Here is a 22,658-nt window from a genome sequence, read left to right on the forward strand (position 1 = left end):
CAAGCCTAGGAAGGGTTTGCAATACATAACAATAAGGATATCCATAACGATATGACAAGAATCAATACGCAAGAGTTGTCAATTCCTGAGAACATGCAGCTTGGCTGGCAGAATATTGTGGATTTATTAGCCGAAATCATCTCTGTACCTTCGGCGCTGATCATGCGAGTTCATCCTAAGCACATTGAAGTGTTCTGCCGAAGCAACTCTCCCGAAAACCCTTACTTAACTGGTGATAGCGAGTCACTGGGCAAGGGGCTCTATTGTGAAACCGTCATTAATTCAAATTCAGAACTGCTTGTGCCCAACGCCCTTAAAGATGATAAATGGAAATCAAACCCTGATATTGCCCTCGGTATGATTTCGTATTGCGGGATCCCATTGAACTGGCCAAATGGCGATGCTTTCGGCACCATCTGTGTTTTAGACAGCAAAGAAAATCATTACTCTCCTATGTATCGTGAATTGTTAGAAAGCTTTCGAATTTCTATCGAATCACAACTCACAACACTCTATCAACATGCGAAACTACTTTGTCTCAATGATGAACTCAAATACCGAGTAAAAACCAGAACAAAGGACTTAGCCAGTCTAAACTACTCACTTAATCAAGAAATCGATAAGCGTAAAGCCGCTGAACAACAGATCTCATACCAAAAAAGCCATGACTCTGGCACCGGATTCTTAAACAGAAACGCTTTTGAAACTGAACTTGATAAGTTGATGAAAAATCGAGTTGGGAACACCTCTGAGATTGCAGTGATACATATTGGTTTTACTAATGGGCGGCGTATTCAAGCCAAGTATGGCTACCATGCCTTCGACGAGGTATTAAAACGCTATCGTGATCGTATTGGTGGAATCGACCTTATAGAAACAATCACCGCGAGACCAACATCAATCGACCTTGCTATCGCAATAAGAGCCAACGATATCTCCACACATTTGGAGCTTTTGTGCCATAAGCTAATTGAGGTTGGGCATTCCGAGTTCTTTATTGAAAACGATAAAATCCACTTACATGCTTTTATTGGTATTGCCACTGGCAAAGATGGACAAATCGCAAGTGATGTTTTGAAACACGCCAACGAAGCGATGATCGCATGTAAAGATTCAGGCAACAAATACCGATTTTTCTCTCAATCACTGTCCGATAGTCAATCTCATATTAATCAACTTGAAAGCTACCTGTTACAAGCAGTCAGAAATGATGACCTGATGTTGTACTTCCAACCTAAGGTATGCCCTACTTCTCATAAATGGACAGGAGCAGAAGCACTTTTACGCTGGCGTCATCCGGTTCTTGGGGATATTTCTAATGAAACTCTTATTCACATGGCAGAGCAAAATGGCTTAATCTTCGAGGTCGGCAATTTTGTTTTACGAGCGGCGATTGAAAAAGCACGGGAGTGGTCAGATTATGTTGACCACTTTAAGATGGCGGTTAATGTATCAGCTATTCAGCTAAAAAATGTGCACTTTGCCGATCAGGTACAACACTTACTGGAAACTTATCACCTTCCCCCTAGTTACTTAGAACTAGAAGTGACAGAAAGCGGTTTGATTGCCGATGAAGCCGTCGCACGAAATACACTTCAAAATTTACACGATCTGGGTATTACCCTCTCTTTAGATGATTTCGGTACTGGGTATGCTTCTTTTGCGTACCTTAAAAAATTCCCGTTCGACTGCATAAAAATAGACAAGAGTTTTGTTCAGCAAATCGATAAAAGTGTTGATGATGAAGAGATTGTTCGTTCAATTGTTCAAATCGCTAAGAAATTGGATTTAAAAGTGATTATTGAAGGGGTAGAAACGCAAGAACATGAGAATTTCATCATTGATGAAGGCTGTGATATTGGTCAGGGGTATTTCTATGGAAAACCAATGACTTGCCAAGATTTCGAGCAAGGATTGATTAATCAAAACTATATCGGCTCTACTCAATTTACGTATCAATAACTAATTTGATGCAGTTTCCCTTTACTCCTAAGGTGGCGGTTTCTATAATCGCCGCCTTTATCTTTTTTAATAGGCAAATTTCGTTATGGATCAGTTGACTGCTAAGCTGAAAAAGCTTGAAAAACAGAACTATCGTGCATATCAACAGATCAAAGGTCAGTATGACTTTGGTGATTTCCAGCTTCATATCGATCATATCCAAGGCGACCCGTTTGCTTCGGCTTCTCGCTTTCGAGCGACAAGAGCATGGTCTTTAACCGGTTTAGGTTGGTTAACGGAAAAATCAGCGGCTTATCAAATCGCAGCTCGTGATTTTATTGCTCGTAGCTTTGCGGAATTTGCCAAGCAAGAAAGCAGCATCTCTATTGCCTTAACGGGACAAACGATTCTTGATAGTACTTCTGTTGTATTTACAGAAGAAGGAATTGATATTCGATTCCGCATCAACTTACCCGCTGATGGTCGAAGCATTCTGGCTAAGAAAGCGAGCAACATTATTACGTTCTACTTGCCAAAATTTATTCGTCGTTCAACGATCGAAAGAGAGCTTAATCTTGAGGCTATGATCAAGCATTGTGAATGTGCTGAGGATCAAGAGTCAATGCGTAGCCAGTTAGCAGGCAAGCAACTGGCAGCCTTCGTTGCAAACGGTAGCGTTCTGCCACGTACTGCGGGTAATTGTGATTTTCCAATGAAAGATGCGGTTGCTTTTGTTGCCCCTTCTTCTCTTGAAGTTACATTAAACACACCTAATAAAGGTGACGTTAAAGGCCTTGGTGTTCCTACAGGTATCACGCTTATTGTTGGTGGTGGCTTTCATGGTAAATCAACACTATTGAATGCGATTGAGCGTTCAATCTACAACCATATTCCTGGTGACGGTCGTGAAGGTATCGTTACAGATCGTAATGCAATGAAGATTCGTGCTGAAGACGGTCGCTGTGTCCACCATCTTAATTTATCTGATTACATTAACCACTTACCTATGGGTAAAGACACTGCTGATTTCACGACTCAAGATGCTTCAGGCTCAACCTCTCAAGCCGCTTGGTTACAAGAATCTATCGAAGCAGGTGCAACGTCTTTACTGATTGATGAAGATACGTCTGCAACGAACTTTATGATCCGTGATGAACGTATGCAAGCATTGGTCAGTAAAGGAGATGAGCCGATCACTCCGTTAGTCGATCGTATTGGTCAATTACGAGATGAGCTGAATATTTCAACCATGGTGGTTATGGGCGGTTCAGGTGATTATCTCGATGTGGCTGATACTGTGATTCAAATGCATGATTACCAAGCGGTAGATGTCACTGAAAAAGCGAAAAAAGTCATCGAGCAGCACCCATCTCAAAGAAACAATGAGTGTGAAACTTCACTAGAAGCGTTCCAACCTCGTAGCTTGTTTTGTAATGCTCTGATGAACATCCTTGTTGATGGTAAGTTCCGCGTAACCGCAAAAGGAAAAGACTCTTTACGTTTTGGTAAAGAGTTTACTGATTTGAGTGCGTTGGAGCAGTTAGAGTCAAGCTCTGAAGTCAATGCTATCGGTTGGACTTGGTTCCAAATGGCTCAACATGCTGGCTGGCAAGAGAACCCATCTCAAGAGATCAATCGACTTCTCTCTGATGATTGGCACCAAACTATGCCTAATGTTGGTGATTTAGCAAAGCCACGCACACTAGATGTAATGGCCGCTCTAAACCGTATGCGCAAATCTCAATTTAAATCAAGTGATAACCAGTAAACAAATATCGAACGGCTTAGACAAAACTTAAGCAAACCTGTTGTTAAAGCTCTTGGTTCTTAGCTCTTAGCTCTTAGCTCTTAGCTCTTAGCTCTTAGCTCTTAGCAATAAGCTAAACGCCAGTTTTACTGTCAATTATCTTCTGTAAGATCTAAAAAAGAGTGATATGTCGGTTGATTGAAACCACATATCACTCCCTTTTTATCTTTCACACCGCCAAAGTGACAGGGTCATGTTCTAGTGACGTAATATATTCCATGCCTCACACAATACCCTGAACCTTTCAGCATTGCCGTGCTCTCTATCAGGATGCCACTTCAACGCAAGACGACGCCATTTCTTACGAATTTGAATTTGAGTAGAGTCATGTGAAAGTTCAAACAGGCGCAGCGCTTTTTCTCTGTCCATATCTGAGCCGTTAGTACTCCCGACAGATTGGCGGTAACGAGTCCAAAACTCATTCAGTAACCGCTTCACTTCTCCCTCGTTAGCCTCATAGTTTATCCAATGCGTATAGTAATCTCGTAGAGGATCATTAAGATCAATCTCATGTAAATGTGACTGCGTACCGGACATCAACTCAATACTCATCGCTTCAACTTGCAACCAGTTGTCTGGGTAGAGCGTCTCCTGAAGTTGATATAGTGCATTCATAATTAAAAAGTTTTTTTTAAACAAATCCTTCTCAGGACTATCATCGAGAACAGGAATATAACCAAGCTCACTCAGGTGAGATGCTAACGTATGTACTTTCCATCCCGAAGGCTGTTTTTTCAGCTCTTCAAGCATGGGCCATAACAGAGGGTTTTCCATATAGGTTTGAAACGTGGCTTTGATCTCTTGGTTTTCTTGCATGAGGCTCTTAAAGAATGACGATACACAGCTTAATTCAAATCCAATTGAGCCGATTTGTCGAGTAACTATTACATTGTTACTCGACTTCTTGAACTGTACGACAAAAAAATCGCCCATTAACTGAGCGATTGAAATTAACTTGATTGTCGCACACCACTAAAATGTGAATACGACTTATATTTTGACTAAATCACGCCTAATTCACGTAAGCGTTCCATTAAATAACTGTCAGCTGTGTAACGCTCAGACAAAACCACTTCAGGTTTAGGATGTAAGAAAAGCGGTAATGAAATTCGAGAATGCTCTTGGCGTTCACCTGATGGGTTAATCACACGGTGAGTGGTGGATGGGAAGTAACCACCCGATGCTTCTTGCAGCATATCACCAATGTTAATGATCAAATTACCGAAATCACACGGCACATCAAGCCATTCATTCTCTTGGGTTTTTACTTGCAGGCCAGGTTCATTTGACGCAGGAAGTACCGTTAATAAATTGATGTCTTCATGAGCGGCAGCGCGAATTGCACCAGGTTCTTCATCACCTGTCATTGGTGGGTAGTGAAGAATACGCAGCAACGTTTTATCACTGCCATTGATCATTTCAGAAAGCGCAATGGAAAACTTCTCTTGTACTTCTTTGGGTGCATGAGCTTCTACCCAGCCAAGTAACTCTTCCGCAAACGCGTTAGCACGAGCGTAGTAATCTAAAATTTGCTCTTTTAGCTGTTCCGGTATTTGTCCCCACGGATAAACATGGAAATACTCTTTTATATCTTTAACGGTATGGCCCTTTGCCACTTCAGATACTGACGGTGGAAAGTAGCCGTCTTGTGTTGCAGGGTTAAAGGTAAAGTTATTTTTTTCTTCTGAATTAAAGAACGTTTGCCAATTCTCATAAATTGACTCAACAAGTTCTTTCGGGATCGGGTGATTTTTCAGTACACCAAATCCAGTTTCACGTAGTGATTTGACAAATTGCTCTGCTGCATCATCAGCAAGGTAATCAACGGTTTCCAATTTCATGACTTTATACTTTCTTGTTATATGGTTGAGCCGTCGATTTTATGAGTGACAACAATGTAAATCAAACTTTAATGAAATGATGTGAGTTGTTAGATTAAATAGTGTGCGAAAAGGAACAATTTAAACATAATTCGTACATACTGATTGAATGAAATATTAAATACAATTGAACAGTGTTTTAAATTATGTCACGATACATGAAAGCACGCTTTATATGTGCATAAGATCATAAATCCAGCTTCAGTAATTCAGGATAAACAATGCCCACACAATCCATTCTAAAAAATAAAGCACTTTACTATCTAACGGTTATCTATTCGGTAATATTTATTTTTTCGGCCTATTCACCCCATTCACGAGCGATTTGGTTCGCTGAAATCATCCCGGCTTTGGGTATTCTCGGGGTAATTTTCTGGGCATCAACTAAGCTTACTTTTAGCCGAACCGCTTATTTTTTGATGTTTATTTGGCTTGGACTGCATACCATCGGGGCAAAATATACCTTTTCCGAAGTGCCATTCGATTGGTTTAACCAACTTATCGGCTCCGAAAGAAACAACTTCGATCGTATCGCTCACTTCTCAATTGGTTTTTATGCCTACCCAATTGCTGAATATTTGATTAGAAAAAAGCTATGCCAACCTATATTAGCGGGGTTATTTGGTCTGTTTGCCATGATGGCAGTGGCAGCTGGATATGAAATTATTGAATGGTGGTATGCGGCACTTGCTGGTGGAGAAGAAGGTATTGCATTTTTGGGTTCTCAAGGCGATATCTGGGACGCACAAAAGGATATGTTGTGTGATACATCCGGCGCTCTATTATCACTAATATTAATGGTGATACAACGCCGAATGGCAACCAAACCGCTATCATCGTAATAATGAACGATGAATCGTAAGCAATAAGCAATAAGCAATAAAGAGCAAACAATCGCTATTTTGTCGTTTCATCCAACCAAGCGAGATATGGATTCGAGCCATTTTCAATTGAGACTTGCACAACCTGAGGAACATCATAATTGTGTAAGTCATTGATCATGGACTCAACTTGTTTATAAAGAGACGCTTTAGTTTTAATGATAAGAAGCTTCTCATTATCGGAACATACCTCCCCTTGCCATACGTAATGGCTTTGAATTGGCATGGTCTGGATACAAGCGGCAAGTTGATGGCTGAGCAATGATTCAATTATTTGATTCGTTTCCGCCTCTTGATTAGTTGTTGTTAGCACGATACAAAATTCCTGTGCGTTCATCCTTCACCTCTCTCCAAGCTATCTTGCTTTATTAAGTCAATAAGAAGGCTAATTTTCTCATCATCATGCCCCTGTTTCGTATAAATTCCGACATTGCCGATTTGATCTTCATTGACCAGTAACGTTTCGATCCCTTTACTCTCCATCCAACGTTGCATTTCACTGCTGTAAGGCATCACAGCGTCCGTCATGTTAAGCATATCAATGCTGGCAGGAACTGCATCCACATCGTAAATTAATCGGTTATCTTGACCATCTTTACGAATCATTTGGTGCTGAGCTAAATGGTCCGCCAGTACTGAATGGTGTCTAGCATGATCTGGAGTAACCCGTAAAAGCGGAAAATCTTTCTGGCGTTCAATAAGTTCTGTAACACTCAAATTACAGCTGAGGAGTGGATGCCCTGTGCGCACATATAACGCCTCTTTTTCCTGAAATAAAGGTTGGAAATTAACCCGGCAACGTTCATGCAACCCATTCACTTCATGACCAACAAAAAGATCAATATCACCTTGAACAAGATGATGAATCAGCGAAAGGTTATTACCAAATTCAAGATGAAAAGCACATCCCGGAGATTGATCTTGATACGTTTTAACTGAAGATCGGACAAAGCGCTCCCACCAAGCTTCACCTGTACCTAATTTGATTTTACCAAAATGGCGCTGCTGCATATCGGTGAACTTATGCATCAAGTGAGCGTGCTTCTCTTGCTGCTCTTGCACATGCTCCTGAAATAAACGGCCATAATTGGTTAACTCCACCCCTTTTGAGCGTCGAATGAACAAGTCAACGCCGATATCTAATTCTAGCTTTTTAATTGCAGCAGTAAGTGAAGGTTGGCTTATATGCAATTTTTCCGATGCCGCTTTAATGTTTCCTTCACGTGCCACCATCAAAAAATAGCGGTAGGGCTTGTTCATTTTCACCTCTCTATACCATTAAGCCGTTGGTCGATTTGCTCAACATCACATTTCTTGTTGAACGTAATTTCGCCACTATTCGTGTTTGACACAAGTAATGTCTATAATTCCTCATGATATAGCTTATTCCTATAACAAGGCAATAATTTCCTATTTTTAATTTGCCTTATTGTTTTCTATAGTAGCCTCATCAAAATGCACATAATTAAGGTATTTCCCATGGACAAAAGATGGTGGCATGACGCCGTTGTTTATCAAATTTATCCACGCAGCTTTTGCGATTCTAACAACGATGGAATTGGTGATTTACCAGGCATCATCAGTAAACTCGATTATCTACAAAACCTTGGTATCAATGTTCTGTGGTTATCTCCTGTCTACCGTTCACCGATGGACGATAATGGCTATGATATTTCTGATTATCAAGCCATCGCCGAAGAGTTCGGCACTATGGATGACATGAAAAGACTACTTGATGAAGCGAAAAATCGAGATATCAAAGTCGTTATGGATCTCGTTGTTAATCATACTTCAGATGAACACCCTTGGTTTACTGAAGCCAAGAAATCAAAAGACAACCCATACCGTGATTACTATATCTGGCGAGATGCAAAAGCAGATGGAAGCGCACCAGATGACCAAGGTTCTATTTTCGGCGGAAGTGCATGGGAATGGGACGAAGCAACACAGCAATATTACTTCCATCTATTCTCTAAACGTCAGCCTGATCTCAATTGGGAGAACCCAAAAGTTCAGCAAGAAGTTCATAACATGATGAATTGGTGGATAGACCAAGGTATCGGCGGTTTCCGCCTAGATGTTATCGACTTAATAGGCAAAGAGATCGATAAAGGCATCACTGGCAATGGCCCACGTTTGCACCCACTGCTTCAAGAAATGAATCAACAGACTTTTGGTGATAAAGACCTGCTCACGGTGGGTGAAACTTGGGGAGCAACACCCGAAATTGCCAAAATGTACAGTGCGCCAGAGCGAGAAGAACTCTCTATGGTGTTCCAATTTGAACATATTACCCTGACTTGGAAAGATGGCGAAAAATGGTCTCCAATTGATTTGGACTTGAAAGAGTTCAAGCAAGTATTAACCAAATGGCAAGTAGAGTTATCCGATCAAGGTTGGAACTCTCTATTTTGGAACAACCATGATCTGCCTCGGGTGGTCTCTAAATACGGGAACGACAAAGAGTTCCGAGTGGAGTCAGCAAAAATGCTCGCAACCACTCTGCACTTTTTAAAAGGCACACCTTACATTTATCAAGGTGAAGAGATCGGCATGACCAACGTAGCGTTTGAGACTCTTGAGCAATATAAAGACATCGAAACGCTTAATTTCTATAAAGTGAAAACTGAATCCGGCGTGTCGCATGAAGCGATGATGGACGCAATTCATGAAAACAGTCGTGACAACGCACGAACGCCAATGCATTGGTCTAATGCGGATAACGCAGGCTTTACTCAAGGAACGCCTTGGATCGAGCTGAACCCAAATTACCCTGAGATTAATGTAGAGAATGCACTGAATGATAGCGACTCAATTTTTTATCACTACCAAAAATTGATTCAAATTCGTAAAGCGCATCCTGTGATTGTCTATGGCGAGTTTACGCCAATATATGAAGATCATGACAAAGTGTTTGCCTATCTGCGTCAAGATGAAAACGAGACTCTGTTTGTCATCAGCAACTTTAGTGATCAGCAAATTAATCTCGACCTGCCAGCAGAACTGAGTAATAGAGACGTTAGCTGTCTGATTTATAATTATGAAGAGACAAGCCGACTAAACGATACAGTGTCACTTCAACCTTATGAGTCTCTGGCATTTAAACTGCTAAAAATCTCATAACCCCTATCCTTTTTGTAGTTGTCCATTTGGCGTACATTTCTGTGCGCCTTTTTTCGTGTTATAAAAAAGTTTAAATCTCTGCGTGACTCTTGTTTCAATATTGTTCTATTCTGGTGGGCAACCATTTCTCAATTCAAGGATGAACAATGAAAGACGAAACACTCTCGATCCACCACGGTTATGAAAGTGACCCAACAACTAAATCCGTAGCCGTTCCTGTTTATCAAACCGTCGCTTATGAATTTGATAGTGCCCAACATGGTGCTGACCTGTTTAATTTAGAAGTTCCAGGGAATATTTATACTCGTATTATGAACCCGACTAATGATGTGCTTGAAAAACGCATGGCAGCATTAGAGGGTGGCATCGCAGGTTTGGCGGTAAGTGCGGGAAGCGCAGCAATTAACTACGCTATTCAAACGTTAACGAGAGCTGGGGATAACATTGTTTCTACACCGCAACTTTACGGTGGTACTTACACGTTGTTCGCGCACATGCTACCAAGCCAAGGTGTAGAAGTTCGCTTTGCAAAAGATGACCAAGCGGAAAGCATCGCAGAACTAATAGATGAGAATACTAAAGCCGTATATTGCGAATCAATTGGTAACCCTGCTGGTAATATTATTGATCTACAAGCGATTGCTGATGTTGCCCACGCTCAAGGAGTACCCGTTGTCGTTGATAATACGGTCGCAACTCCTGTGCTTTGTAAACCAATAGAATTCGGTGCTGATATTGTCGTTCACTCCCTGACCAAATACGTTGGTGGCCACGGTACAACGCTTGGCGGAATGATCGTTGATTCCGGTAAATTCCCTTGGGCGGAACACAAAGAACGCTTCCCCGTATTTAACCAACCAGAGCCGTCTTATCATGGTGTTGTTTATGCTGAAGCGTTTGGTGAGGCTGCATTTATCGGCCGAGCTCGCACCGTACCTTTGAGAAATACAGGTGCCGCACTCTCTCCAATGAATGCGTTTATGTTACTTCAAGGGCTTGAAACGCTCTCTTTGAGAATGGAACGCCACACAGAGAACGCATTGAAGGTTGCTAATTACTTACAACAGCATGAGAAAGTGAGTTGGGTAAGTTATGCAGGTTTAGAAGACTCAGACCATCATCATCTTGCTCAAAAATACATGAAGGGCAAACCTTCTGCCATTCTATCCTTCGGGCTGAAAGATGGTTATGAAGCAGGGGTTCGTTTCTATGATGCACTACAAATATTCAAACGCTTGGTGAATATCGGGGATGCAAAATCGTTAGCGTGCCACCCAGCCTCAACCACCCACAGACAAATGAGTGAACAAGAGCAAAAAGAGGCGGGCGTGAAACCTGAAATGATCCGTTTATCTGTCGGTATCGAGCACATCGACGATATTATTGCAGACTTAGAACAAGCGTTAAGTGCTTAATAAACGTACTTAAGCTTAAGATCAGTGCCCTTTTACGCACCACTGTTTAAATGAACAGTAGTGCGTAATTTTAAGAGTTGATTAAACGTCTGGAATTAGTTCAGTTTACTTCATGGTCACTTTCCCACCGATCATTTTAAAAGCAGGCGTTCCTCTAACTAGAGTATCTCGCGCAAACTCCATTTCACATTCAGGGCAATGACATGGTGATGTTGTAAAGTCTTCTACAATTCGTTCTTTGAAACATTTAACTAATGCGCCCTTTCCCCCTTTTCGGTATTTGAATAGCTTCGCGCGACATTTGGCACAGAAAATATCGACGGTTTTAGTCGGCTGCTTTTTATTCGGTTTTGCCATTATTCATCACTTTCGCTATAAACAGTTGAGTTGTCTATCTCTGGTTTAACCCAAACCTGGCTAAAGTCAAACCAACCTAACGCATTACATTTAGCATTCTGTAGAGATCCACAATGATCTTGGCTTACACCCAACCAACAATGGAACATTGGGATTATCTGTCTACTTTCAATCAGTTGCTTTCCGAGTTCTTTTGCAGGGAAAAGCGTTGTCTTATCCGCGCGCCAAGTATCAATCAGTGAACTCCAACGATTGAAGTCATCCGCTTTACTTAAAAATTCAATATCACTGTAATTGAGCAACCATCCGGCCAATGCATCATCACGACTGGTGCCAATTCCCATTGGTTTGATCCATATATCAACCAACTTTGTATCTGGAACGGTTAGGTCATAAGTAATAAATTCTATTGAGATCCCATCTTCTTTAAGGATTTTTTCGATGGCCTTTGCCATGCTAGGGAAAACTGGATGCTGAGCATGGTAAGCAATAGTAAGGTTTCTTGGCTCTGGTGGTGTCACTTGTCGCTGATCTAATCCATGATGGTACCAACCCGGTTTTAATCCATGTGCGGGTAAAATGCCAAGTTCTGTTATTTTGTCTTCTGGTAATTGTTTAAAGACTTGCAACGTATTTAATTTGCAACTTAGGTAATCAGCCCATTCAGGCGAACGAGCAGCTCCATCCTTACGATTTAATAGAAGATAAGTACACCCTGGGTCTAACTCAACATCTCCTGAAAAATCACCACGTTGTGACTTGATCGGGTGTGCTAAACTCGGAAATACCATAGATGAATAGGCCTCTTCAATTACCCATACCTCAACTTGGTCCACCAGCGGTCTAAATCCAAAATAGCCATCAAAAGCACTTAAGATCAAACGCTTTTCCGTGTTTTTTTCCACTTTGTAAGGTCCTGTCCCAATAGGTAAGAGATCGAAGTCATCATCTCTAATCGATTCAGGAAGCAGTATTTTCGCTTCGGATTCACTTAACAGCAGAGGCAGGTGATGATCGGGTTTTTGTAGGTGAATATCCACCACCCAATTTGATGGCGATGACACGGTATCAATATGAGAAAAGAGATTGATAAACCGTAGTGCCCAAATGCTTTCTACGACATGCTCCACCAGCAGTGGATCACCATTATGAAAACGAACACCAGGGCGAATATAAAAACGCCAATGCGTCGGAGAGAGTGATTGCCAAGTGTGGGCAAGATCAGCTTGAACATTTTCAAACTCATCTAAACGAGTCAAGCCACTGAAAACCTGACGTGAAATGTGTTGCTCTGAGCGACGCATTGATTTTAGAGGGTTCAACATAGAAAGAGAGCGATAATACGGAAGTCGTATAACTTGCTGCCCTTCTTGATGCTGCACGCCAAGATAGCTCTGTATGACTTGAGTCAGCTTGCCAGCATCACTATCTAGGACGTTTAATGCTTGGCCTATTTTTCCATCTTCTAAATAACGCCGAGCTAAATTTAAACTGACATCATTTCGGTTACGCTTAAATAGCAGCTGAGAAAGTTTTCCTCGCCCTGCTGCCGGGTGCCATTCGATCCAGCCCTCTTCGGCTAGTTTATTGAGTACGATACGGGCGTTACGCCGAGTACAGCATAGAACGTCGGTCACATCCTCTAGCTGGATGCCAACATCTTGACCATTGTAGTGTTCAAATAACGTTTCAAATTGGACACGGAGTCTTGGGCTGCTCATAAAGAGGAAATCTCATATAAAAATAACAATAAGCGTTTCCTTATTTTATACAAAAATAGCCAAGCTACAATATATCTGCGTGACTATTCTGTGATGAGATCTTCCATTAAGCAAATTATTGTATTGCTACCCCCATTTCTGCCGAGAGTTGCTCCAGTTGCTCTACATTATCGAGTTTAATTGACCATTTGCACTCAGCCCCGTTAACTGAAATGACATTCGCACCTCGGCCAATGAGCTGAACAGCATCTGTTTGAGCTTGCATCGTCAGCATATGCTCGCCAATAACACGCACAACCAACTCATGCGCGGTCACAATAATTTTTCCGCTTTTAAATTCTATAACCATTTAATGATTCACTACACTCGTTGCTATTGGGCATCCGTCACCGAAGCCCCAATATTTAATTTCTTAATTTCTTAATTTCTTAGCTTCGTTTCGAATTTTCTTTACTGCAATAGTTAAGCGACTCGTACAAACTAATCGTTCACGCTCATCAGTAATATTGATTTGCCATACCTGCGTTGAAACTCCGAGGTGAATCGGGGTAGCAGTACCAATCACATGACCTTCTCTCATAGAACGAACATGATTAGCATTGATATCAAGCCCCACGCAATAAGCATCATCACCCACGCAGAAGTTCGCGGCAAGAGAACCCAATGTCTCAGCAAGCACCACCGATGCACCACCATGTAACATCCCTAATGGCTGTTGTGTAAAAGAACAAACTGGCATCGAGGCACTTAGGCTGTTATCCGTATAATCGGTATAAATAATATTGAGATGCTCTATCAAGGTATTTTTTGACGTTGCATTTAACCGTTCTAGATCGATGGGTTTCTTCCAAATGCTCATGGATAATCCTAAATTTGGTGATGTAACTTGAGGGTTCTGTTCTGTAGATAGTTATAAATGGTATCATTATCAGATGATAACGCCACGCGATATAGGGATTATAAATGGCAACATTGTTTAAAGCTTCTGTTTTAGTCGCTCTTATGGGGCTTACAGCTTGTAGCGCCTCTCCTACGGGAAGAAATCAACTTCTACTTTTTTCTGATCAAGATATGTCGAAACTCGGAGCCAATTCTTTCGAACAGATGAAAAAAGAACAGCCAATCAGCGAAGACAAAAAGGTAAATGCTTACGTACAGTGTGTAGCGAATAGTATCACTCAATATGTCCCTAAACAGCCTGGGGTCACTGAATGGGAAGTGGTGGTGTTTGATAGCGATCAAGTCAATGCTTTTGCTCTCCCCGGTGGAAAGATAGGTGTATACACTGGTCTATTGAACGTCGCGAAGAATCAAGACCAGCTTGCGACCGTTATTGGACATGAAATAGCGCACGTGTTGGCAGACCATAGTAACGAACGTTTATCTCAATCACAGTTAGCGAATGCGGGGTTGCAACTCACGAGTGCCGCGCTTGGTGCGTCTGAGTATAAACAGTACCAAAAAATCACCATGTCAGCGCTCGGCTTAGGCGTACAATATGGTGTTATTTTACCTTATGGCAGAACACAAGAATCTGAAGCCGACATTGTAGGGTTAGAGTTCATGGCGAAAGCTGGTTTTGATCCAATACAGAGCATAGATTTGTGGAAAAACATGGCGAAAGCATCGGGAGGGAGTCAACCACCTGAATTGCTATCTACCCACCCTTCTCACAGCACAAGAATAAAAGATTTGCAGGTAAAAATCTCTCAACTGCCAAATTATGGTACACCGCACCCCAACTGCTCATAAATTTCATCCGAATCAACAGCTCAAGAGCCAGACTAACTTCAGCTTATCAAACTCTGTCACCGCCTAAGTGATGGAGTTTTTTATTCATCATATATAACTCATCTTTATGCCAGCTACCTCATATATCTCATTGATTTTACTGGTAAGACCTCGTGCTACCTCCATGAAATGAAAATCACCTTGTTTGTAATGAAGATCAATATTTGTTCTAAATGAAATCCATAACTGGGGTGAATATCAAAAATTACGCATCCCGTACTCTATAGCTCAAACAACCTGTGCAATCCTACATAGAGTACAAGATTCCATTAAGTTTGGAACGTGCGCATTCTATAAAACATCTCGCAATTTACATTCAAGTTGAGGACTATATGAAGAGTTCAACCTTCTTTAAGCCATCAGTATTAACTCTGGCACTCATGCTGGCATGGGGGCAAACTAGCGCCCTCGCCGGATCCGCCCCTCCCAATCTAGATAGTGACAATGATGGAATCACAGATTCCGAAGAAAAACGGCAAGGTAGTAATCCATCCATTTCAAACCTTTTAAACTACAAAGTTGCCATTGAAGAAGATTTCAGTGAAATAAATATCCCCGATAGCAATCGTGTCAAAGCCCACCACATCGCCAGTTTATCAACAAAAAAAAACCAGTTCACTTCATTGGGTTTTTTACATCCAGTTGGCCATATGCGTTATGATCGCGACAATGGTTTCGCTATTTTTTCTGACTTATCTATCAATATCGACATCAGAAATATTCTGTGTGACACATATAATCTTACTACTCAATATTCGCGGTCGAGCAGAAAAAATGAACGCACTATCACCATCAATCGCTTAAACGATGACCATGAAATTAAACCATTAGCTGATATTTCAGGCATAAAACAACCATTAGATGAAACCTTTACCCTCACGGGCTCTGATACAGTAGAAAATATAAAAGTTGATGGTAAACGTTTGTGGCTTGGGCGAGTCAATGTAGATGCGCAATGCGATTTACTTGATTCCGACCTCGATACTTTGCCAGATCAATTGGAAAAACAGATTGGTACCGATCCTCTAAGAGTCGACTCTGACGGTGATGGTATTAATGATAATCTGGAATACCAAAGTGGCACTGATCCTAATTTCATCATTGATAGTGATGGCGATGAGATTCCTGATGGTTTTGAAATCGCTGTTGGTCTGAATCCTAACAATAGTGACGATGCGAATTTAGATATTGATCAAGATGGTATGAGCAACCTTGCTGAATACCAACATCGCTTTGATTTAACAAATGCGCAAGATGCTAATGAAGATGCTGACAGCGATGGTTTAACAAACTTAATTGAAGTAACTAACGGTCTAAATCCTCGTGATAGTAGCGATGGCGCAGATGTGGATAGCGACGGTGATGGTGTCAATAACGGTAGAGATGCCTTTATCAATGACCCTTCTGAGTCAATTGATACAGATAATGACGGCATTGGTAATAATGCGGATAACGATGATGATAATGATGGCGTTGAAGATGAAAGTGATGCGTTCCCACTAGACCCTTCAGAAACGGTTGATAGCGACAGTGATGGCATTGGCAACAACGCTGATTTAGACGATGACAACGATGGATTGCCTGATGTAGATGATACGCTTCCTACTAACCCTGATAATGGTGTTGATTCTGACGGTGATGGTTGGAGTGATGAAAAAGAACGCCTTCAAGGGACCGACCCTACTCGATCGAACCTGATAGATTACTCGATTGACCTCAATGAAAACTTTTCTGAAATCGGTCTAAATGATAGTGATTTCCTTACTGATGAAGGTTTTGCCCGAGTCACACCAAAAGAACAAAACCAAACAAGCCTTGCTTGGTCAAGCTACGTAGGTGGTCGATACGATCGTGATAGTGGTTTCGCTATATTTGATGATCTAAACGCTAACTTCGATATTAAAAATGTACTTTGTGAAAGTTACACACTCAAAACTCGTTTTAATACTTCGAGCGGTAGAGGTGGCTCTATCACCATTTCACGTTTAGAAGATGGCCTGGTCATACAACCAACTAAAGTGCTCTCAGGTTTACCTACCCAATGGTACGAATACCCAATTAATGCCACTGATCATCTCGACACAATTTCGGTAAGCGGCGTTCGAATGTGGTTGAGTGACATCGGTATCTCCGCACAGTGTAATCTAACAGACTGGGACTTAGACACTCTACCCGATACTCTTGAAGCCTCACTTGGTACCGACCCTAAAAAAACAGATACCGATGATGATGGTCTTGCAGATAATGTTGAGTATCAGTTAGGGTTGAATCCAACAGACAATACCGATGGTGCTCAAGCCGATACCGATGGTGACGGCATCAACAACCAAGATGAGTTTAGCCACAATTTTAACCCTTTAGATCCTAACGATGGTGTTACAGATGCTGATGGAGACGGCATCCCAAATAATATAGAAATCAACGCAGGTTTAAACCCCCACTACTTTGAAGATGGGCGACTTGACCTAGATAACGATGGCATCAGCAATTATGATGAATACCGTTATGGTCTCGATATGAGTGATGCCACTGATGCCGAACTTGATATGGATAGTGACGGTATTAGTAACCGTAAAGAGATTAACAATGGTTTAAACCCGAATAACATTACCGATGGTGTTGAAGATGCTGATGGTGATGGTGTTCCAAACCGTTTTGATGCGTTCATTCGCGATCCATCTGAAGCTCTAGATAGCGATAATGACGGTATTGGTGATAACCAAGATCTAGATGATGATAATGATGGTATTAAGGACCAGTTCGATGATCTACCATTTGACCCTAATGAAAGTCTAGATACTGATAAAGATGGTCTCGGTAACAATGAAGACCCTGATGACGACAATGATGGCGTTGATGACAGCAATGATCGATTCCCATTGGACGGTAACGAGTCGACCGATACTGATAATGACGGAATTGGTGACAATGCCGACTTAGACAGTGACAATGATGGGATCAACGATGCAAATGATGCCTTCCCTACCGATCCAACTGAATGGTTAGATACTGATGGCGATGGCATCGGTAATAATAAAGACTTGGATGACGACAATGATGGTGCAGCCGATGTAGATGACGCATTCCCGCTGGATAGCTCTGAATCACTCGATAGCGATAATGATGGTATTGGTGATAATTCCGATGAAAGCAATACTCCAGTCGTTGACTATTCCGTAAGTCTTTACGAGGACTTCTCTGAACTAGCGGGTGTGCCTGACAATAGCTACTTCACCGAAGAAGTGCTTCGGAAGCTCTCCATCAAAACCGATGACACGGCAAGCTTACAGTTAATTGCACAAGCGGGAGAAAATAAAGTAGATATCCATAATAGTGTCGGTATTTACGGTCGAACCCAATCGCTTGATTTCCAAATAGCTGGTATTCAATGCTCTAGTTATCAAGTAACTTTCAATGCGCTACGAATGACCAGTTCCAATGTGACTCGCACTGTCTCTCTTGTTCGTCAAAATGACCTTCAAGAATTAGTACCAACTACGAGCATAGCCGAAGGCATCCGTCATACCTTAACCGCTGACGTTGACGCGCTTACGAATGGTGGGATTGAAACGCTAAGATTTACTGGATCCAATAGCCAAATCAAAGATATTCAAGTCTCCGCTGATTGTGCAGTCAGTGACAGTGATAGTGATGGATTAGCGGATCATAATGAGATCGTTCTAGGACTCGACCCAAACAATTCCGATACTGACAATGATGGGATCCGTGATGGAGACGAAGTTCGCTATGGCTTAGACCCTCTTGATTCATCTGACGGCGCAACGATAGACACAGACAATGACGGTATCAGCAACCGTGATGAATTACACTTCGGTCTTAACCCTAACGATAGTTCCGATGCCATCGAAGATTATGATGGTGATGGTGTAAACAACCGTAACGAAATTCGTTTCAATTACTCCCCAATCGACCCTAACGAACGACCTGCTGACAGTGATAGTGACGGTGTTATTGATCAGCTAGAACGCCTACAAGGAACCGACCCATATAAGAGCAATTTAAGCCCTTACCAATCCTCTACTACAGAAGATTTCCATGAACTCAGTAACGAAATAGATTACTCTCATTTTAACGATGATATGTTGTCCAAATTATCGACAAAACGTCACATGAGTACGAGGTTATTAATGACAGGCTACGGTGGAGGGGAGCAAATTACACTTTCCAACGGAGGCTCTGTTTGGAACAATCTTAACCTAGAATATCAAATTGAAACCTTATGCCCTACCTATACGCTTACGGCCAATTTAAGCCGTTCAAGCAGTAGTGGTAATCGTTACGCTCAAATATTAAAACGCAGTGATGATAGTGAACTATCTCCAGTCTGGGATTTAAGTCAACCTGGAATAGCGCCTTTCTCTGTTGAGCTAGAGTCAGAAGTTGGCAATGTTTCACAGATTAAGATTCACGGTGATCGAGCTATGCTATTTGGCTTGAATATTGAAGAATCTTGCATGGCATTTGATACTGATTTGGATGGCCTTCCTGACTCAGTGGAGAAACACTTCAATACGAGTATCACAGATACCGATACTGACAAAGATGGTATTAATGACAGTGATGAAGTGAAGCATGGCCTAAACCCGCTTGATCCTAGCGACGGAAGTTTAGTCGACAGTGATGGTGATGGTGTCAACAACATGCTCGAAATCGAATATGGTTTTGATCCTTTAATGCCAAACGATTTAGACCTTCATGATAGCGATAACGATGGTATTAATAACAGAGATGAACTCAATTACGGAATGAACCCATTTGACGGCTCAGACCTACATGACGATCTCGATAATGATGGCATCAGCAACAGCGATGAACTAGCGAACAACCTCAATCCAAACGATCCAAGTGACGGTGCTGATTCAGATACCGATGGCGACGGTATCAATAATGGCGATGAGATAAATGCAGGTTTAAACCCTAACGATCATATGCTTCAACTTCCTGATACCTTGGTTGTTAAGTTGATCGCACTAGACACCAATGGTGACCAAGTCATCAATGATGCCGATGAACCTGTTGATGTTCTTCTACAGCGTTACTCACTACGCTCCAATACCTTCCAACTGGCCAATATTAACCCGGAGATTGAAGCTAATGGAGGGGTAAGCCGATTAGCGAGCATTCCTGAAGTTAGAACATACCGCGGGCAAATTATTGGCGAACCTGATAGTAATATCAACGCTGCCATTTTACCTGAATGTAGTATTAGTTACTCTGTTTTCCTAGGGTATAACGCCGCGCCATTCTTTGAACTTAGTGCGGATGGAAGCATTCTTAATCGTTACCAACAACCTCTAGAAGATAAGTCTGTTTGTCGTCCAAACAACCCAAGTCTTGCACAATATCAGCAAGCCCTCACACCTCCAACAACAAACTGGAATGACGTGGGTGATCAACCGACAGAAAAAGAGTGGTATATCCCTAAAAATGGCGATGATTACCATATGTTCCGCCGTGATGAGGGTATGCAAATCTCTTATCAAGTATTCAGTCATCCTGAGTTCGGTAAAAATGATATGGGTCGAGCAATGGCGTTTGCCGAGTTCCATAACTTGAATGGTGATTATGCCGCTATGCGTCAATATCATCACCGAATCATTTTTTCTGACATGATGGTTGAAGTGGGCGGTAATAATACTGACCGCGCAAGGTTCCGTGACAACTGGGGCAACAGTAATACTTACTTCTGGGATAAACGCGAAGAAGAAGGGAGTAATTGGTATGAAATGGGTTGGTGGGTATCGCCTTCTAGCTCACACGGTGTAACGAATGGTTGGTTCTGGCAAGCAACGCCAGGCTGGGCAAACCAAAATACTATGCAACATGAAATGGGACACATTCAGGGCTGTAAGCATGAATGTTATCCAGAACGTATTTTTGGTAACAACCCAATGCGTGGTGTCGCCGTTCCGACTAGTGCTCCAATTACCGTTCAACGTAGTTCCGCTGCTAAAAATGAGCATCGTTGGGTAAACGGCTTCCGCCTGCTTGATCACAAACGCATCCCTTACCCAACATGGCCAGTTCACCCTGTAGCTCAACCAGATCACTACACAACATTACGTGATGAGAGCAGAACAATAAATGTATTAAATAATGACTGGGACCCAAATAACACACCACTACGTGTAACCAAAGTAGAAGTAATGGAGTCATCAACAAAAGGGGCAAATGCTTCTGAGTTTATGATAAACAGCGACAATACGATAACGTTTACACCGCCAAAAGGCTGGATTGGCTTAATCGATGGGTATTACGTCTTAGAAGATGAAAGTGGGCAAAGTACTCGAGGTATTTTACACCTTAATGTCGAAGCGCCTGGCATTAGCGATTACTACAGTCTAAACGCTGAAACGTGTCAAAATGCCTACGCTGGTGCATTCGCAAATAGTATGTCTGACAGCCTTCAACCGGGTGAGACTGACTACTCAAACGTAATTACACCGTTATTAGAGGTGCGAAACTGGGGCTACAAAGGTGGCGATTCTGAAATCAACGCTGAAAATCCTCTCGATTGTAATAGTCACAAAGTAGAAGATGGCGCATCTGGAGAAGCTTTCCGCTATCAACTTAGCCAAGCCCCTTTTTACCAGAAGGACTTCATCAATCAGACAAGCTCTCACCAGCATCACCCACATGTATGGGAGATAAATGACAAGAACTTTACTTACTCGATGTGGTTCCGTAATGACGACACGATGACAGGCTTAAAAGAGCTGGCAAGTCGTGGACGCCGTTCCTCTGGTGGTTGGATGGGCGATGGTTGGGTTATCTCAACGAACGTAGTTCCAGAAGAGGGCGTTTACGAAGTGCGCTTTGCTATACACGATAAAAACGCTGAAACTCGATCACCTTTCATTGAAGTCAGTACTGATGTGCCATCAATGGCCAACAGCGATGAGTGGCATCATGTCGCGATGACAGTGGATTGGGACGCTCGAACTCTGAATGGATTTATTAATGGTGAACCAGCAGGTTCAATCGCTATTCCTGATGAGTTTAGCTACGTCAGTACCTCTGGTACCGGTCAAACATATGGTCGTGGAGCTTATGCTAAAGCGGGTCAAACGGATTCAATTTATACCACAACCAGTAATAATGGGATTGATGAAATTGTTGTCGCTCATGAAGCATTTAGCGCAGAGCAAATTGCTCAAATTTATCAAAATAGATTACCTGCGGTATCCCCTAGCCCTTCAAATGGCTTACCTACGGATATCAACAATCTAACTACTTTGCGTTGGGCGACACACTCTTCACTGCAAAGCCAAACTGTCGGATACCGAGTATATCTAAGTGATGACAGCCAGTTAGTTGAAAATGGGGATCATTCGACACTGATTGCGGAATCACACAACGAAACCAGTTTAGCAATCACGCCATTAACGTACAGCGACAGTTACTACTGGAGAGTCGATACATTACTTAATGACGGTAGCGAAATACAAGGCAATGTATGGAGCTTCCAACCGGAAACGCTGAGCATAATACGTATGATGGAAAGACGTATAACGCCAAGTAGTAGGACTCTGGCTGAGTTAGAAAATAACGTGGACTATGGACACGATGACCACTCTAACTAACCAACAGTTTAATGCTGAGTTTTAACGAGTCGTTATCACTCTAAAAAGTATTAAGCCTCATAAATACCGCTCATTTCAGAATGAGCGGTATTTTTTAGCATACAGTAAAAATATCAAGTTCTAGCAGTGACATACCGA

At 41.9% G+C, this 22,658-nt stretch carries 15 protein-coding genes; 7 read left to right on the forward strand and 8 right to left on the reverse strand.

The features are described 5' to 3' along the window. Positions 1 to 51: 51 nt before the first annotated feature. Together L4C39_RS00815 and L4C39_RS00820 are read left to right on the forward strand one after the other, a co-directional pair. On the forward strand, positions 52 to 1,962 hold the full coding sequence (locus tag L4C39_RS00815) for a bifunctional diguanylate cyclase/phosphodiesterase (protein ID WP_017051247.1): 1,911 nt from the start codon (positions 52 to 54) through the stop codon (positions 1,960 to 1,962). 85 nt (positions 1,963 to 2,047) lie between these two features. Continuing rightward, a complete protein-coding gene (locus tag L4C39_RS00820; RefSeq protein WP_429743867.1) occupies positions 2,048 to 3,709 on the forward strand; it encodes a P-loop domain-containing protein in 1,662 nt (553 codons plus the stop codon). 237 nt (positions 3,710 to 3,946) lie between these two features. Here the strand turns inward: L4C39_RS00820 and L4C39_RS00825 are convergent, their stop codons facing one another. Together L4C39_RS00825 and L4C39_RS00830 are read right to left on the reverse strand one after the other, a co-directional pair. After that, positions 3,947 to 4,564: a DNA-J related domain-containing protein gene (locus L4C39_RS00825; RefSeq protein WP_171756330.1), complete on the reverse strand. Its 618-nt coding sequence runs from the start codon at positions 4,562 to 4,564 to the stop codon at positions 3,947 to 3,949. A gap of 185 nt (positions 4,565 to 4,749) precedes the next feature. After that, positions 4,750 to 5,589 (reverse strand): isopenicillin N synthase family dioxygenase, encoded by an 840-nt coding sequence (locus tag L4C39_RS00830; RefSeq protein ID WP_017051244.1) that lies wholly within the window; start codon positions 5,587 to 5,589, stop codon positions 4,750 to 4,752. Between the two features lie 260 nt (positions 5,590 to 5,849). Between L4C39_RS00830 and L4C39_RS00835 the strand changes: the two genes are divergently transcribed. After that, positions 5,850 to 6,470, forward strand: coding sequence for a DUF2238 domain-containing protein (locus L4C39_RS00835; RefSeq protein WP_429743870.1), 621 nt, complete (start codon positions 5,850 to 5,852; stop codon positions 6,468 to 6,470). 55 nt (positions 6,471 to 6,525) lie between these two features. On the opposite strand, the gene cutA is transcribed toward L4C39_RS00835, so the two are convergent. Next, on the reverse strand, positions 6,526 to 6,846 hold the full coding sequence (gene cutA / locus L4C39_RS00840; protein ID WP_429743872.1) for a divalent-cation tolerance protein CutA: 321 nt from the start codon (positions 6,844 to 6,846) through the stop codon (positions 6,526 to 6,528). Then, on the reverse strand, positions 6,843 to 7,769 hold the full coding sequence (locus L4C39_RS00845; RefSeq protein WP_429743874.1) for a LysR family transcriptional regulator: 927 nt from the start codon (positions 7,767 to 7,769) through the stop codon (positions 6,843 to 6,845). Before L4C39_RS00845 ends, cutA begins: the two co-directional genes overlap by 4 nt. 219 nt (positions 7,770 to 7,988) lie before the next feature. Between L4C39_RS00845 and L4C39_RS00850 the strand changes: the two genes are divergently transcribed. Both L4C39_RS00850 and L4C39_RS00855 read left to right on the forward strand, forming a co-directional pair. Beyond that, complete coding sequence (locus tag L4C39_RS00850) at positions 7,989 to 9,632, forward strand: glycoside hydrolase family 13 protein (protein WP_429743876.1); 1,644 nt, start codon at positions 7,989 to 7,991, stop codon at positions 9,630 to 9,632. A gap of 146 nt (positions 9,633 to 9,778) precedes the next feature. Then, positions 9,779 to 11,047, forward strand: coding sequence for an O-acetylhomoserine aminocarboxypropyltransferase/cysteine synthase family protein (locus L4C39_RS00855; RefSeq protein WP_113798040.1), 1,269 nt, complete (start codon positions 9,779 to 9,781; stop codon positions 11,045 to 11,047). Between the two features lie 105 nt (positions 11,048 to 11,152). On the opposite strand, the gene L4C39_RS00860 is transcribed toward L4C39_RS00855, so the two are convergent. The 4 genes from L4C39_RS00860 to L4C39_RS00875 all read right to left on the reverse strand — a co-directional run bounded on the left by L4C39_RS00860 (position 11,153) and on the right by L4C39_RS00875 (position 13,984). Beyond that, entirely contained in the window at positions 11,153 to 11,404 is a 252-nt protein-coding gene (locus tag L4C39_RS00860; protein WP_017051238.1) for a hypothetical protein, read from the reverse strand. Further along, the gene (locus L4C39_RS00865; RefSeq protein ID WP_429743879.1) at positions 11,404 to 13,125 is read right to left on the reverse strand and encodes an SgrR family transcriptional regulator; all 1,722 of its coding nucleotides are present in this window, start codon (positions 13,123 to 13,125) and stop codon (positions 11,404 to 11,406) included. The genes L4C39_RS00860 and L4C39_RS00865 overlap by 1 nt, the downstream gene beginning before the upstream one ends. 115 nt (positions 13,126 to 13,240) lie before the next feature. Next, positions 13,241 to 13,474, reverse strand: coding sequence for a DUF3389 domain-containing protein (locus L4C39_RS00870; protein WP_017051236.1), 234 nt, complete (start codon positions 13,472 to 13,474; stop codon positions 13,241 to 13,243). Between the two features lie 63 nt (positions 13,475 to 13,537). Continuing rightward, positions 13,538 to 13,984, reverse strand: a complete 447-nt coding sequence (locus L4C39_RS00875) for a hotdog fold thioesterase (RefSeq protein ID WP_429743881.1) — start codon at positions 13,982 to 13,984, stop codon at positions 13,538 to 13,540. 104 nt (positions 13,985 to 14,088) lie between these two features. On the opposite strand from L4C39_RS00875, the gene L4C39_RS00880 reads away from it, so the two are divergent. Next, a complete protein-coding gene (locus tag L4C39_RS00880) occupies positions 14,089 to 14,877 on the forward strand; it encodes a M48 family metallopeptidase (RefSeq protein ID WP_017051234.1) in 789 nt (262 codons plus the stop codon). A gap of 371 nt (positions 14,878 to 15,248) precedes the next feature. Beyond that, positions 15,249 to 22,520 (forward strand): Ig-like domain-containing protein, encoded by a 7,272-nt coding sequence (locus L4C39_RS00885; RefSeq protein ID WP_429743883.1) that lies wholly within the window; start codon positions 15,249 to 15,251, stop codon positions 22,518 to 22,520. Positions 22,521 to 22,658: the final 138 nt, after the last annotated feature.

The sequence above is a fragment of the Vibrio clamense genome, assembly GCF_050337905.1.
GTDB classification, from domain to species: Bacteria; Pseudomonadota; Gammaproteobacteria; order Enterobacterales; family Vibrionaceae; genus Vibrio; species Vibrio cortegadensis.

Coding starts and splice junctions, on each gene's coding strand:
- cutA (WP_429743872.1), bottom strand. CDS start 6,846: ATGAACGCACAGGAATTTTGTATCGTGCTAACAACAACTAATCAAGAG.
- L4C39_RS00830 (WP_017051244.1), bottom strand. CDS start 5,589: ATGAAATTGGAAACCGTTGATTACCTTGCTGATGATGCAGCAGAGCAA.
- L4C39_RS00870 (WP_017051236.1), bottom strand. CDS start 13,474: ATGGTTATAGAATTTAAAAGCGGAAAAATTATTGTGACCGCGCATGAG.
- L4C39_RS00845 (WP_429743874.1), bottom strand. CDS start 7,769: ATGAACAAGCCCTACCGCTATTTTTTGATGGTGGCACGTGAAGGAAAC.
- L4C39_RS00825 (WP_171756330.1), bottom strand. CDS start 4,564: ATGCAAGAAAACCAAGAGATCAAAGCCACGTTTCAAACCTATATGGAA.
- L4C39_RS00860 (WP_017051238.1), bottom strand. CDS start 11,404: ATGGCAAAACCGAATAAAAAGCAGCCGACTAAAACCGTCGATATTTTC.
- L4C39_RS00835 (WP_429743870.1), top strand. CDS start 5,850: ATGCCCACACAATCCATTCTAAAAAATAAAGCACTTTACTATCTAACG.
- L4C39_RS00875 (WP_429743881.1), bottom strand. CDS start 13,984: ATGAGCATTTGGAAGAAACCCATCGATCTAGAACGGTTAAATGCAACG.
- L4C39_RS00855 (WP_113798040.1), top strand. CDS start 9,779: ATGAAAGACGAAACACTCTCGATCCACCACGGTTATGAAAGTGACCCA.
- L4C39_RS00880 (WP_017051234.1), top strand. CDS start 14,089: ATGGCAACATTGTTTAAAGCTTCTGTTTTAGTCGCTCTTATGGGGCTT.
- L4C39_RS00865 (WP_429743879.1), bottom strand. CDS start 13,125: ATGAGCAGCCCAAGACTCCGTGTCCAATTTGAAACGTTATTTGAACAC.
- L4C39_RS00815 (WP_017051247.1), top strand. CDS start 52: ATGACAAGAATCAATACGCAAGAGTTGTCAATTCCTGAGAACATGCAG.
- L4C39_RS00850 (WP_429743876.1), top strand. CDS start 7,989: ATGGACAAAAGATGGTGGCATGACGCCGTTGTTTATCAAATTTATCCA.
- L4C39_RS00820 (WP_429743867.1), top strand. CDS start 2,048: ATGGATCAGTTGACTGCTAAGCTGAAAAAGCTTGAAAAACAGAACTAT.
- L4C39_RS00885 (WP_429743883.1), top strand. CDS start 15,249: ATGAAGAGTTCAACCTTCTTTAAGCCATCAGTATTAACTCTGGCACTC.